This is a genomic window from Bradyrhizobium murdochi (assembly GCF_000472965.1).
GTDB classification, from domain to species: Bacteria; Pseudomonadota; Alphaproteobacteria; order Rhizobiales; family Xanthobacteraceae; genus Bradyrhizobium; species Bradyrhizobium murdochi.
Map to the genome: position 1 here is coordinate 107,639 of NZ_AXAU01000002.1, position 13,747 is coordinate 121,385.

General features: G+C 59.4%; 9 protein-coding genes and 1 tRNA gene. 7 read left to right on the forward strand and 3 right to left on the reverse strand.

Going from position 1 to position 13,747, the window contains the following annotated elements; genetic code table 11:
* The first annotated feature begins 135 nt into the window (after window positions 1-135).
* Together YUO_RS0108030 and YUO_RS0108035 are read left to right on the forward strand one after the other, a co-directional pair.
* Window positions 136-579 (forward strand): hypothetical protein, encoded by a 444-nt coding sequence (locus tag YUO_RS0108030; RefSeq protein ID WP_035726296.1) that lies wholly within the window; start codon window positions 136-138, stop codon window positions 577-579.
* Between the two features lie 84 nt (window positions 580-663).
* Window positions 664-1,464 carry a hypothetical protein gene (locus YUO_RS0108035; RefSeq protein ID WP_028346788.1) on the forward strand — a complete coding sequence of 267 codons (801 nt, stop codon included), beginning with the start codon at window positions 664-666 and terminating at the stop codon, window positions 1,462-1,464.
* Window positions 1,465-1,748: 284 nt separating this feature from the next.
* On the opposite strand, the gene YUO_RS0108040 is transcribed toward YUO_RS0108035, so the two are convergent.
* Window positions 1,749-1,823 (reverse strand) — tRNA-Gln (locus YUO_RS0108040).
* A gap of 287 nt (window positions 1,824-2,110) precedes the next feature.
* On the opposite strand from YUO_RS0108040, the gene YUO_RS0108045 reads away from it, so the two are divergent.
* Both YUO_RS0108045 and YUO_RS40170 read left to right on the forward strand, forming a co-directional pair.
* Window positions 2,111-3,892 (forward strand): acyl-CoA dehydrogenase family protein, encoded by a 1,782-nt coding sequence (locus YUO_RS0108045; RefSeq protein ID WP_028346789.1) that lies wholly within the window; start codon window positions 2,111-2,113, stop codon window positions 3,890-3,892.
* Window positions 3,893-4,093: 201 nt separating this feature from the next.
* Window positions 4,094-5,371 carry a D-alanyl-D-alanine carboxypeptidase family protein gene (locus YUO_RS40170; RefSeq protein ID WP_051379311.1) on the forward strand — a complete coding sequence of 426 codons (1,278 nt, stop codon included), beginning with the start codon at window positions 4,094-4,096 and terminating at the stop codon, window positions 5,369-5,371.
* A 53-nt stretch (window positions 5,372-5,424) separates the two neighbouring features.
* Here YUO_RS40170 and YUO_RS43700 read toward each other — a convergent pair whose 3' ends face one another.
* Window positions 5,425-6,561 (reverse strand): hypothetical protein, encoded by a 1,137-nt coding sequence (locus tag YUO_RS43700; RefSeq protein WP_051379312.1) that lies wholly within the window; start codon window positions 6,559-6,561, stop codon window positions 5,425-5,427.
* Between the two features lie 624 nt (window positions 6,562-7,185).
* On the opposite strand from YUO_RS43700, the gene YUO_RS0108060 reads away from it, so the two are divergent.
* From YUO_RS0108060 to YUO_RS43705, 3 genes are all read left to right on the forward strand, one after another.
* On the forward strand, window positions 7,186-7,401 hold the full coding sequence (locus tag YUO_RS0108060) for a hypothetical protein (RefSeq protein WP_028346790.1): 216 nt from the start codon (window positions 7,186-7,188) through the stop codon (window positions 7,399-7,401).
* 864 nt (window positions 7,402-8,265) lie between these two features.
* The gene (locus tag YUO_RS40180; protein WP_051379313.1) at window positions 8,266-9,396 is read left to right on the forward strand and encodes an NACHT domain-containing protein; all 1,131 of its coding nucleotides are present in this window, start codon (window positions 8,266-8,268) and stop codon (window positions 9,394-9,396) included.
* 22 nt (window positions 9,397-9,418) lie between these two features.
* Window positions 9,419-12,532, forward strand: coding sequence for a hypothetical protein (locus YUO_RS43705; RefSeq protein ID WP_051379314.1), 3,114 nt, complete (start codon window positions 9,419-9,421; stop codon window positions 12,530-12,532).
* Window positions 12,533-12,770: 238 nt separating this feature from the next.
* Here YUO_RS43705 and YUO_RS0108070 read toward each other — a convergent pair whose 3' ends face one another.
* Complete coding sequence (locus YUO_RS0108070; protein WP_028346791.1) at window positions 12,771-13,712, reverse strand: ring-cleaving dioxygenase; 942 nt, start codon at window positions 13,710-13,712, stop codon at window positions 12,771-12,773.
* Window positions 13,713-13,747 lie beyond the last annotated feature (35 nt).

Below are 13,747 nucleotides of genomic sequence, written 5' to 3' on the forward strand. Positions count from 1 at the left end.
TCTCAAACGAGTCGGTAAGGAGTATCCTCAGCCACGTGTGAAAGAAGGGATGCGTCAGCTGTGGTTGAGAGACGATCTGGACCGAGCTATTGCCCCGGACATCGTGCCGGCCGACCTCGCCGAGGATTTGTGACGTTGGAGCGCCCGCTTCCGCGCTTCGTGGAGGTGCGTCGGCTTGCCCGCGGTTCGGCCGCGTTTTACTTCCGGATCCCGACCTATTACCGCAAGCTTGGCTGCGAGATGGCGAATGAGCCACTTGGGACGAGCTACGATGCCACATGCGGTGGTGACGGCAAAGGCGGCCGCGCCGCCACGCTCAATGGCTTGTTCGACGAATGGAACGACCAGCGCCGAGGTGAACCGGGCGAGCAAGGAAAGATTGCACGCTATGGCACGATCGATTGGCTGTTCCGGCAATACAAGACGGAGAAGGCGTATACCGAGAAAGTCTCGCCTCGGTCACGGCCCGACTACGAGCGGATCATGCAGGTGATCTGCGATACTGTCGGCAAGAGCGGACGACGGATCGGCGAGTGGCAGATCATAGAAGTGACGCCACGAGCCGCTGACAAGATCTAGGACAAGATCATCAACGGGCCGAACGGACTTAGGCTGCGGCAAGGCGAGAAAGTAGTCGGCCTCTGTCGCAAGGTCTGGCGCATCATGCGTCGGCTGCACCCGGAGCTGTTCGACAAGAAGCACCCGAACCCATGGGAAGACTTCACCCTCAAGAGCCGCACAAAAACCAAGAAGCACGCGGTGAGTCGCGAGGAAGTCTATAAATTTGCGTGGGGCTGCATCAAGGAGGGCCGGCCTGAACCCGCCGCGGTCGCAGTGATCTGCTTTGAGTGGCTGCAGCGGCCCGAAAATGTGGTGGCCGGGTTTCTGACTTGGCCCGACTATCGCAGCAAAAGTTGGCCACACGCCATACGCATCGAGCATCACAAGAACAAGGCGTTGGTTTGGCACCCGTTCGAGGAGACTCTCGATGGCGAGACCGTCAAGTTTTATGCTGAAGCAGAGGACGTCTTGAGCCATCTGCCCAAGCTTGGTGTCCCGATGATCATGCGCCGGATTGAAAAGGGGGAGCGCAAGGGCCACGCCAAAGTGTGGTCATACCCTGGCATGGAAAAGGTGGTGCAGCAGATGCGCAAGAAGATCGATGGCGTGTCAAAGCTATTCACGCTTGATGCCTGTCGACACGGCGGCATGACCGAGCTTGAGGAAGCCGAGCTGACGGACGGCCAGGGTCGTGCGCTCTCGGGCCACAAGACCGCACAGGCCTATCGCGGCTATGCCAAGGAAACGATGATGCGAGCGTTGGCTGCTACCCGTAAGCGGCATGCACATCTCTTGGCGCAGAAGGAGCTCGATCAGCAGAACGCTGATGGAGCAGCATCACCTCGAGACGAAAAGCAGCACACCTTTCCAACTACGAAGAGTAGTGTCGGATCGCAAAGATAGACTTCGCGCTTCGTTCAACGCAGGAACCAATCGACGGCATTTCACCGCGCAACGTCAAGCGCGGCGACGATCGAAGGCTTGTCGCCGGTCGGATCGCGCGCGGGCCTCAGTTCGCTTCTTGATAAATTGAGCGCCTTTCAATATCCGCGACGGCTTCCCGTAGGCTGCGCTGAAAACGAAACCAGCACAGAATTTCCAAATGCAGGGGCAAATGAATTTCCAAATGAGCTCGAAATTCCAATTCGAATAAAGCAATTTGCTGAACAAATTCAATGCATTATCTGTGGCTGGGGCGGGAGGGATCGAACCTCCGAATGGCGGAATCAAAATCCGCTGCCTTACCGCTTGGCTACGCCCCAAAAGGCCGGGCTGGGACGCGGGGTCCGACGCGATCCGTATCCGGCACCGCCGGTCTATAGAGGGAGCCCCGCCATTTCAACAGGCAGCGGGGCGAATTTCACCCCCAAATCAGCTCCCTCGATCGGACCCTTTATAAAGGGTCACTATCAAAGGGTCACTGCTTCCGGTCTCGCGGGCCGGTTTTGGCGCCCGGGCGGGACCGATACCGCCCACCGGAGAGTTGAGAGAACCCCGGTTTCGTGGGAAGACGGCGGCAGCTCACTACCCAAAAAGCGAGATTATCGTCATGACCTACCGCGCGCCGATCTCCGATATCCTGCTCGCGCTCAACCACGGCGCCGGCCTGCAGGCGGCCGTGAAGGCCGGCCATTACGGCGATTTCGACGCCGAGATCGCCGCCGCCGTGCTGGACGAAGCCGGCAAATTCGCCGGCGACGTGCTGGCGCCGCTGAACCGGGTGGGCGACGAACACGGCATCACGCTTGCCGACAACAAGGTGACGACAGCGCCGGGCTGGCCCGATGCCTATCAGCGCTGGGCCGCCGCCGGGTGGAACGCAGTATCGGGCCCGGAAGCGTTTGGCGGCCAGGGCCTGCCGCTCGCCATCAACGCCGCCTGCACCGAAATCTGGAGCGCGTCGAACATCGCCTTCGGCCTCTGCCCGCTGCTCACGCTCTCGGCGATCGAGGCACTCGACGCCCATGGCAGCGAGGAACTGAAAAAGATCTATCTGCAAAAACTCGTCTCCGGTGAATGGACCGGCACCATGCAGCTTACCGAGCCGCAGGCCGGCTCCGATGTCGGCGCACTGCGCACCCGTGCCGAACGCGCTGGCGACGGCACCTACCGCATCAAGGGCAGCAAAATCTTCATCACCTATGGCGACCACGACATGACCGACAACATCGTGCATTTCGTGCTGGCGCGCCTGCCCGATGCGCCGGCGGGCGCCAAGGGGATTTCGCTGTTTTTGATTCCAAAATTCCTCGTCAATGCCGACGGCTCGCTCGGTGAGCGCAACGACATCTATCCGTCCGGCGTCGAGCACAAGCTCGGCATGCATGCCTCCCCCACCTGCACCATGACGATGGGCGATCATGGCGGCGCCATCGGCTACCTGATCGGCGAGGAAAACAAGGGCATGCAATGCATGTTCACGATGATGAACCAGGCCCGCCTCGGCGTCGGCCTCGAAGGCGTCGGCATTGCCGACCGCGCCTATCAGCAGGCGCTGGCCTTTGCGCAAGAACGCAAACAGGGCCGCGCCGTCGGCAAGAAGGGCGACGGGCTTGATCCGATCATCGTGCATCCCGACGTCAAGCGCATGCTGTTGCAGATGCGCAGCATGACGGCCGCGGCGCGCTCGATCTGTTACGCGACGGCGGTGGCGCTCGATATCTCCGCGCGCGCCAAGGACCCGAAGGTGCGCGCCGATGCGGCCGCGCGCGGCGCGCTGCTTACGCCGATCGCAAAGGCATTCTCCACCGATATCGGCAACGAGGTGGCGTATCTCGGCGTGCAAGTTCATGGCGGCATGGGCTTCATCGAGGAAACCGGCGCCGCGCAGCATTATCGCGACGCGCGTATCACCTCGATCTACGAGGGCACCAACGGCATCCAGTCGATCGACCTCGTGACGCGAAAACTCACCGCGAATGGCGGCGCATCGGTGTGGGCGCTGCTCGACGAACTCGGCGGCATCGTCAAGCAGGTCGAAGCCTCGAACGATCCGGCCTTCGGCACGACCGGCGCGAAACTGCGCGAGGCGCTCGGCTCGCTCGAGCGCGCCAGCAAGTGGCTCTTGGAGCGCGTGGCGTCTGCGCCGAACGACGCGCTCGCCGGCGCCACGCCTTATCTGCGCCTGTTCGGCTCGACGCTCGGCGGCTGCATGCTGGCCGGCGAAGCGCTGGCCGCGAAGAGCCATGGCGACGCCGGCGATCCGCAGCGCTACGTGACGGTCGCGCGGTTCTTTGCGGAGAATATTACCGTGCAGGCGGGCTCGCTGGAGAAGACGGTGACCGACAGTGCCGATGCGGTGAACGGCGCGGATGCGGCATTGCTGGGGTAAGCCTTTGTCGGGTACCGCACCAGAATCCCAAAAATACACAACAAGTTCCATTGTGCCACTCGTGGTTTTGGGGCAACACCCTTAAAAAAACGGATAATCCCGTAGTCTTCGGCCGTTGCGGATTCATTTCGCAATCCGAAGAATGAACCCTGTCGCGTGCTTGTGTAATCAGGCTCATGCGGAGCCTTGGGAGGCCGGATCATGGACCCCTGGCAATTGGCGACGACGGCGCAGCGCCGCATCAACGTTCTCGCGGCCCTGGCTCTCGTGAGTTGGATTCTCGTTTGTCTCGCTGGCTTCGATTCGGCTTCCACCGAACGCGTCAGCGCTTCTGTCGTCAGCGCTTCCATCAAGGATGCTGTTGCTTTCGTCGAGAGTGCCGACGCGCCTTCAATTGTGGAACGTCAAGAGCCATCTCTCACCGCAACTGCCGAGCCTACGCGCACGCCGCCTGCAATCGCCCTGGCAAGCGCCGCCATCGATCACATGGATGTGCCAATCCCTGCCGCATCCGTGATCGAGAAGGCGCCTGACACGACGAAAGCTCCTGATACGACGAAAGCTCCTGACACGACCGCAGGCTCGGATGAGCCGAAACCTGTCGTTGTGGCCGCACTGACCGATCCGGCGGAGATACTGCCGCCGGAAGTTTCTTCAGCTGAGGTTGCGACGACGATCACGCCCGATTCCACACCCGACAACGCCGCGCAGACTGTGCGCACCATCGAGATCAACGAGGAATGTCTGGTCGCGGAGCCCTGCATCGATCGCTATCTGTGGGCTCTCTATGAGCGCGCCCCCAAGATCGACGCCATCAAGGTGCATGAGCGGAGGAAAGTGACAGTCAAGAGAAAGGGCAAGACGGTGACCGTCACCAAAACCTTTACCAGGCGTGTCGACGAGGATTTTACGTGGAAGGACCCGAAGGCCGCGGAAAGAGCCGGCATGACCATGATGGACTACGTGATCGGCGGCATGGACAAGAGCTTCAAGCTAAAGCTCTTTCATATGCTCCACGCGGCCGAGCAGGCCGGGCTCTCGCCCGGCATCACCAGCGCATTTCGCGATGACTACCGTCAAGCAATCGCCAGCGGCCTGAAGGCGGCGAGCGATCGGTCTTACCATGGCGGGAGTTTGCGTGGCGGCTACGGCCGCGGACTCGCGGCTGACCTGGTGAGCGTCAAGGGCGCAAGCCGGGCGCAGCGATGGGTCTCCACGGAAAAGTTCTGGAAATGGATCGACGAGCACGGCAAGGAATTTGGAATCGGACGTCCCTACCTCGAGAGGGATCCGCCGCACGTCGGGCCGATCGACGGCAAGGAGTACGCCTCTCGCCGCGGCGGAACGAAGACGCAAGACGCGCAAGCGAGTGCAAAGAAGCGCGTCCGTGTGACCGCGCGGCACGATCACAAGCGGCACGATCACAAGGCAGCAAAACCGGCGAAAACCGCGAAATTGTCGAAAGGCAGGACCATGTAACCGGTCCCCGCCGATGACGGGTTACGCTTGGATCGGCGACCTCTCTAACTTAGCTAGCGTCGCGAACTGGCCGCAGCGACCGTCAAGGCGATCGCTGCGGGATCGCAGCAGAGCACCATCAACAATATCAGCCAGCGCACTGCGGCTTCGGGTGCGGCACCGACCATCATCGCGAGATACTGGATCGGCCCTGCGGATGCTTCGATGCGCGAACGTTCGCCGGCCAGCGCCGCGCGTTGCGCCTGCAGTCCGACCAGCGTTGCGGTGGCCGCCTGGCGCTGCGTATCCAGCCCATCCCGCGTCGCGCGCTCCTGCGTTGCGATGTTGATGGCCCGCGTCACCCGGCCGCGCCGCGTCGATTCATCCACGGCGCGGTCGATTTGCGCGATGCGGTTGGTCAAATCGGCAACGACAGTCGATTGCGCCGAGACGCGCGCGTCCAGCGATTCGATGCGCTCGGTGACGCCGGAGCGCGCCGTGGCCGCGACGCTGACATGCGCCTCGACCAGCTTGCCGAACACGCCGGCTGCGTTGATCAGCGCAAGGCCGGCAACAAGCGCGACCATGACGAAACGCATTTTCCAGTTGGTCCGGCGCCAATGCGCCGCCAGCCATCCGGCGATCACCAGCTTGCCGGCCTCCATCGTGGCGGCAAGCACCATCACGGCAACCGGATCACCGGGAAATATTTCGGCCATGCCAGCGACTGAAAAATAGGCCGCAACCGTTGCCAGCGCGAGAGCCGCGGCAATGGCAAAGGTCCGGCTGGTGCGCTCGCTCCTTGGTGGGGCGGGAACGGGAGAAACGATCTCAGGCACAGCAGGCGCGGCGGAAACCGGCGGTGGCTCAAGCGGCGCGCTGGGCACCTCCGGCTCGCCACTGATCTCAGCAGCCTTGACTTCCGTTGCCTGGCCTTCCGTTGCTTTGACTTCCGTTGCCTTGGCCTTAGTCGCCCTGCCGGCCTTGGCACGCCCCGCCGCTGAAGCGGAGCGGCCACGTTTCTTTGCTGCTGGGGGCGTCTTGCCGGACGGTTCAGTGCTGAACTCTTCCGCCGGTGTTGCCACCAATCTGGGGGCGCGAGGTGAGGCATTGGCCCAGGCATCAAGCTGATGCCTGATGCGCGCAGCATCGTTGTCGCCGTCCGTCAGTTCGGTCGCGGAGATCGCTCGCGTGGTTGCACGGCCTGTCATGGAGCCCTCGGAACCACGGCGACAACTGTCCCTGACTCGTGATCGTTGGCAACGTTTTCGACTTGCTCGCCGATCGCAAACTTCGACATCGAAAACTCCTTTGGATTCGTCGATGCGATTATATCTCCACGAGCGGGCCGTAGCTGCTCAACGATTCGCCCTCCCGGAATTTAGGACGCCGGTTGTTGCACGAATGTCTCATCCTGCTCGTCGTGCGAAACCGCTTCACACGTTGTGCGCGCGAGGCGAACATGGCGCGATGTCAGGATTGAGTCCGAAATGTTGTCGAGAAGAAAATCAGTCGGACAATCCAAATCTTCTATGCGGCTGAGCGTCATTACGTTCCGAACAACGCCATGCATAACTGTTGCTGCATAATGACAGTCAGCCTAATCCGCCGCCGAGACCGTAGTTCTACGCTTTGCGAATCGCCCACGCCCGAATTCTACTTTCACCGCAATTGTTTCCCTTGAGCGTTCGACTAGATCGTCCCGCGCCGAGAACGGCGCGGCTTTGCAGTGCGTAGTTTTACGGGCCGATTTCCTTAAAGGCCGGGCGCGCACCCTGCTGGCACGAACCCTGCATGGCGTGAGCGAACCGGGTATTCAGCAACGAAGGTCACCCATGCTCGTCACTCTTATCGCCGTTCTCTGTAACAGCCAACTCTGTCTCGAAAAGGTCGTTACCACCAGCGAGCAGTCCGGCATCACGATGGGCGCCTGCGCGGTCAACGCGCAAATCGGAATTGCCGATTGGCTCGCCAAGGGGCCGTATCACGCATGGCGATTGCAGGGCTACAAATGCGTCCTCGGCAAATACACGCCGAAAAACGAGGCGTGAGGCGCCGCGTCAACGTTCGTAGACATGGCCTCACCTTCTCGCGGCGCGATGCGCCCGAGGTTTGCATGAACCTTTTCCCTCAGAACAGAGGGAGCAGGGAATGCCGGGTGCTTGCTGCACCCGCGGTCTCGTGTGCAAGAGTGGAGTGAGATGCGCACACGAGCATACAGGTACAGCCGGAGCACTCCGGCATTCCCTGCGCAATGGTTTGACGGCTTATGCCGTGCTCTCCCTGGAGACGAATTCCTCTTGCCTCCATCACTGCCGGCTTGATGGCGAGATCGATCCGGTTGGATCAAATTCGCCACCGACAGCTTGGCACCAGCCACGGGTGTCAGGACCACACGGTTTTGCCGTACGCTTCAGCGCCGTACGTCCTGCGCGCCGTATTCGCTCACGGCCGAAACCGCCCTGCGAACACCTTCACGCGCCCGACGCTGCTGCGTCCACCGCATCCCACCCCGCGTCCGTGACGATCGCGATCCGCCCCTCGTGAGGGATGAGACGGCGGAATTTTTAGTGCTGATTTGGGGTAGTTGAGAAGGGAATTGTTTTTTCCGCAGGGACTGGACGGGGCAAATCGCGTTGATTTGGCTGATGAAATTAGTATTTGCGCGCAAGACCTGGGAGTGAGCACCGCCAGTCGCTCGGCGTAAGTCGGGGTGCGGGTGTTATGGAACATCTGCGCTTTTTGGGGGGCCATGAAGGTCTAAACACCAAGAGCGCGAGGCCCGCTGCGACTGCTCGTCATCAAATGCCGGCCGCATGCAGTCCATTGTGCGCCGCGCATTTTGTCACCAGGGTAATCGCGCTTTGCGAGCATAGTTTCTAGCTGGCTACCTTTCTTTGTCTTATAGTTTCTCGATGCCGGAATTCTACATTCAAAGAAAGCTGCACCGCGGCGATAAGCTCTTAATAGACAGCGAACTGGTCGGACAGAGCGGGATATTCGTCGTTCTTGCTGAGCCTGGCGCTGGAAAGTCGGACTTGCTCGACTTTCTGAGCAAGAGCTATGAGGTTCCCCGTCAGCCCGCAAGTCAGTTTGTTCATGAAGCTCCCGCTACGAAGAGCGTGCTGGTGATCGATGCGCTCGACGAAGTGGCGCGGATCGGCGAGGAGAAAATTAACGAGATCATTGTAAAAGCGCGTGCATCGACGGCGACAACTGTCATTCTTGCAAGCCGTTCATACGTTTGGGATCAGGCGCGCACGACGGCGGTTCGCGATTGTTTCGGCGCCGAACCAACGATTTTGCGTCTCGAACCGTTCGATGACGACGAACAGCGCCAGTTGTTCGCAGACTATCTACCTTCCGAAGACTTCGAGGCGTTCCGAACCGAGGCGACCCGCTTCGAGCTCACACCCATCCTAGGCAATCCGCAGTTTCTCAAGCTATTCGCCGACGCTTACGTGCAGGGTGGCCGGCGTTTCTCGTCAAAGAAACAGATTTACGCAGATGCGGTCCGCAGGCTCGCAAGCGAGCGAAGGAACGCTCCGGGAGCGACGGCTCGTCCGGAGATCGACGCTATCGTCGCCGCAGCCAGCGAAATCTTCGCCAAACTGCTTCTCTCTGGCGCTTTGGGCGTTTCAGCCAACGAAGAAATTGAGGGCGACGCCTATCCCTATCTCCGTAGCATCGCGTCGAATGCCGAAATCGCTGACTTTGCTCTGAACACCCGCCTTTTTAAACCGACCGACACGGTCAATCGGCACGATCCCGTCCATCGGATCGTCGCCGAATATTGTGCGGCCAATTACCTAGACCCTACCAATACCTTTTCTCTAAGGCGATGCCTTGCGGTTGTCGCCCCGAATTCCACGGTTCGCAACGAACTGCGCGGCCTTTTGGGATGGATGGCCTCGCTAGGCAAGCGCGATACGCAGGAGACAATTGGCAAGCTTGACCCGTATGCTGTGTTTGCTAACGGCGATGCATCGCAGCTCGATTCATTGGTCAAACCGATGCTGCTTAACGGACTAAAAGTCGCTAGCTGAAAACGATCCATTTTTCCGGCGCATGGATTCATGGAGGAAGTTCAATGTTGCAGGTTTCTTTACGGCGGACATGATTGCGCACGTCCGCCCTCTCCTTTCTGGCGCCAGTTCCAAGACGCATTTGCGCGGATTGATGTTGGAGCTCCTTTACGACACAGAAGCTGGAAGAGGCCTTGAGCCGGAGTTTCGAACCATCCTTTTAGACCCCCAGGCCCAAGAGCATGACCGAGACCGGGCATATCAAAACATCGTAGCGATCTCGAAAAGTGGCCTGGTCAACGACTTCAACACACTGGTCACACAAGCAACGCGCGACTCGCTTGACATTGCATCGCAGATTCTCCGAGACGAGGGAATATCGCGTATGGGGCAATCTCGCGCCCTCGCGTTCGTCAGAGCACTTGCGACGCTCTATCCCGAAAGCCGATTACGCGAGCACAAGTTAGGATCGAGATATTTCATCGGTCAGGTCATATTGACCTTCAGCCTCAATGACACACGATACCTGCTTGACGGCATCACAAGCAACCTCGCGTGCATATGTGGCAAAACCAAACCGCATCGTTGTACTTGCCGTAGAGGAAGCAGCAAGATTGCCGGCTACCTTCTTGATCATTACTTCGAGCTTATGATCGGCCCTCACGATCCACGTCAAATTAGGCGGTGGACTGAACGTCTTGTGTTTGAAAACCATAAAAACGGTGACCAAAGCAAATCTGTCGACGTGATGTCGCAGAACGCCGGCCTTCGCCGGGCAATCCAGATCTCGATGATAGGCGGATTATCCGATCCGGACCATATCCTCGACACTCGCGTCAATTTTTTTATGAGCTCAACCCATTCCGGATTGAGCTTTCGTGGAGGCGATCATGACGCGCTCGTGGACCATGCGCTTGCCGTTGGAAATCAAGTGCTTTGGCAGCATCTGATCGTCTCTCACAGCCCTTACGATAGTTCAGCAAGAGGCCCCAATCCAACCAGAGCTCGAATGAGAGCTCAGGCACGTTCGTCACCCGACCTGTTGCGTATCTGGACCAAGGTCAATCGAGCTAATCGCGAGCTCATTCGAAGAAATCATGTCAGATTTGGGCGCTCGCGCAGGCATTACGAACGTATGGAGGCTGAGCGCAAAGCTGGCCTGCTCGCCAATTTTGAGGCTAACCGCGCCCTGATCGAGGCGGGACAACACTGGGGCTGGCTGATTGATTTAGCTCGCCGCTATCTTCACGGCGTACACGAGGATGATCTGGTTATAAACGACGAACAGCTCATCGAAACCGCCCTGCTTAACTGCTTTAGCTTCATTGCTCCCGAAATTCCCTCAATCGAGCTTATAGCAAAGCGAGGCAGCACCAACGTTTTAATGGTCCTTGAAGCAGCTTGCCTTGCGACCTTTCGTAAGACTGGAACGCTAGCAGGCATTCCCCTCGATATGCTTCGTGCCGTAAAAGCTGGAGGCATCGGAGGATCAGCATATCAGGAAGGCGAAGCTGCACGCTTCGAACTAAGCATTGACGGCTTGGTTTTCTCGTCCGACGCCGACAAGATCGAGTTCTTAGCTCGTCTTATCGAGCCTCAACTGACTCGCACGAGAGATACCGCTACCGCTGTCTACATGCTCGATCGCCATGAAACCTTCGCGAACGTGAAAGGCGCGCTCGCTATTGATTGGCTCACACGCTATCCGGCTATGCCCCGGCATTCGCGGGAAACATTATTCGGCATCGCCGCAACACACGCGGACAGAGCTCAGCTCAATGCTCTGATAGAGACGCGCTGCAGCGATCCCGTAGACCCCTCCGATAGTGGTGTAATCCGCCGGAATTTCTGGCTGCTGCGCCATTTCTTTTTCATACTACCCACTTCCGACACAAGATGGGCAGAGTTCAGCGCCGATCCAAGAGCGATACTTGATATCGAGCATCATTCGGGCCGGCTTGGCCAGCATGACTCACAGGGTTGGCCGCAACTCAATGCGGAACAGGTTCATCACGTCCTAGACGCATTCGTTTCAGCGTGGCCGAAGGTACACTTGCCGAATACCTGGGGCACCGGCGATGCGCCCGGAGAAACCGCTTACAGATTTCTGACCGACGTAGTTTTCACCATCGGAAGAGACGATCCTTCGAACTCTATCCCGGTGTTTGATCGGATATTGTCAGACTCCAGGTTTTCTGACTTCTGGAACTCGGTTAAAAGCCAACGCGCAGAAGCGGTCAGGGAGCAAGCGCTATCCGGTTTTCGCGCTCCAACGCCAGCCGACGTCTCACAACTTCTCGACGACAGCAAGATTGCGTCCGTAGAGGACATGCGGGCTCTCCTGATCGAGCTTCTGGATGAATTTCAGCACCGGCTAAGGGGAGATGCAACAAATCCTGTCGAGGTGTTTTATTCAGGCGACAAGCGCATCAACGAAAATAAAGCGCGAGACCGGATCGTCGACAGGCTTCAAGATCTTTTCCGCGCGCTCAACTTTGGCGTTGTCGTCGAGCACCAGATGGCCAACGAGAAGCGCTGTGATTTCACAGCCTCGGCCGTAATCGACAAATCTCAAGTCATTCTCGTGACCGAACTTAAGGGCCAATGGAATCCCGAACTCTACACTGCTGCCTCGGTTCAGCTGGCGGGGCGTTACAGCATATATCCGGGCGCTGCAAATCAGGGCGTGTACCTGGTCCTCTGGTTCGGCAGCGATGAAAAAATCGCGGGCCGGAAAGACCCCTCGATAACTTCCCCCGCCCTGCTGCGCGAGGAAATTATTGGGAGAATGCCCGCGGAGCTGGCCGGCAGAATAGACGTCTATGTGCTCGATGTATCGCGTGCGAAGACTGCCAAGCGCGCTAAGAAGAAAAAAGCAACGAAGAAAATAACTCGCGCAAAGTCGGCAGCGGCCACAAAGACCCGCACTAAGGCCGCGAAGAAAGGTACAGCGAAGCCTTCTGCGCGCCGCGCGAAGAAGGCAATCTCCAAAGCTGTAAATAAAACGGCGGCTAAGAAGGGAACGAATACTGATGTCAAACGCACCAAGAAGATCGCCGTCAAGCGCTCAAAGACGAGCGTCGAGCGAGCGAAAAGAACTATCGTCAAACGAACGAAAGCTAGGAAGGTGAGCAAAACGAGAAAGTCGGGTCGCTAGCTGCGCGCTTTTACTCACAAGGGTCCGCTTTCGCGTAGTCATCTGCCTCGACATGTTCGCCTTAGCGAAAGCGGCCAAGGGTCTCCTAGCTCATTTCGGGACGATCGGGCCGGATCAGAGCGCATCGCGGGCAGCAAGGAGTGACAAAGCCCGCAGGATGGGTGGAGCGAAGCGATTCCCATCAATTGCGACGCAAAACAGTGATGGGTTTCGCTGCGCTCTACCCATCCTGCGAAATCTACCCAATCGGCTTCAGCCCTGCCTCGATCGCCGCGCGCCGCGGCTCCAGGAACGGCGGCAGCGCCAGTTTTTCGCCCAGCGCTTCCATCGGCTCGTCGGTCGCAAAGCCCGGGCCGTCGGTGGCGATCTCGAACAGGATGCCGTTGGGCTCGCGGAAATAGAGGCTGCGGAAATAGAAGCGGTCGATCTCGCCGCTGTTGGGGACGCGGAGCTCGTTCAGCCGCTGCGTCCAGGCGTGGTACTGCGTCTCGTCGGGGGTACGGAACGCGACATGGTGCACACCGCCGGCGCCCTGGCGGGCGATTGGCGAGGCCTTGTCTTCGAGCACATGCAGCTCCGCGGCGGGGCCGCCCTCGCCCATCGCGAAGACATGAATCTCCGCGCCGTGGGCGGCATACTCGCGCACGCGGCGCATGTTCATGACCTCGGTCAGCACGAAGGCGATGCGCGACAATTCCTGCACGGTCAGCACGATCGGACCGAGACCGCGGATCTGGTGCTCGACCGGCACCGGGCTGCGCTCCCATGGCGAGGCCGGGCCCACGCCGCCATCGTCGACCAGCACCAGCCGCTGCCCCTCGCCGTCCTCGAACGGCAAGGTCAGCCGGCCGTCGACTTCGATGATATCGCGGGTCGCTGCGCCCGCCTTCTTGAGGCGATCCCGCCAGTAGCCGAGGGTCTTCTCGCCGGCGATGCGCAGCCCGGTGCGCGAGATCGAGTTGGTTCCGCGCCGCTCGGGCGCGGCGGGAAAATCGAAGAAGGTGAGATCGGTGCCGGGATTGGCTTTACCGTCCGCATAGAACAGGTGATAGGCGCTGACGTCGTCCTGGTTGACGGTTTTCTTGACCAGCCGCATGCCGAGCAGGCCGGTGTAAAACGCCAAATTCTCCCGCGGCTTCGCCGAGATCGCGGTCAGGTGATGAATTCCGCCTAGCTGCATTGCGTTATCCTTGTAGTCACTTCGGTGGGCGGGAC

Excerpts from the sequence above, each read along its gene's own strand:
- YUO_RS40170 (WP_051379311.1), top strand. The coding sequence starts at position 4,094 with ATGGACCCCTGGCAATTGGCGACGACGGCGCAGCGCCGCATCAACGTT.
- YUO_RS43700 (WP_051379312.1), bottom strand. The coding sequence starts at position 6,561 with ATGACAGGCCGTGCAACCACGCGAGCGATCTCCGCGACCGAACTGACG.
- YUO_RS0108060 (WP_028346790.1), top strand. The coding sequence starts at position 7,186 with ATGCTCGTCACTCTTATCGCCGTTCTCTGTAACAGCCAACTCTGTCTC.
- YUO_RS40180 (WP_051379313.1), top strand. The coding sequence starts at position 8,266 with ATGCCGGAATTCTACATTCAAAGAAAGCTGCACCGCGGCGATAAGCTC.
- YUO_RS0108045 (WP_028346789.1), top strand. The coding sequence starts at position 2,111 with ATGACCTACCGCGCGCCGATCTCCGATATCCTGCTCGCGCTCAACCAC.
- YUO_RS43705 (WP_051379314.1), top strand. The coding sequence starts at position 9,419 with ATGGATTCATGGAGGAAGTTCAATGTTGCAGGTTTCTTTACGGCGGAC.
- YUO_RS0108035 (WP_028346788.1), top strand. The coding sequence starts at position 664 with ATGCGTCGGCTGCACCCGGAGCTGTTCGACAAGAAGCACCCGAACCCA.
- YUO_RS0108070 (WP_028346791.1), bottom strand. The coding sequence starts at position 13,712 with ATGCAGCTAGGCGGAATTCATCACCTGACCGCGATCTCGGCGAAGCCG.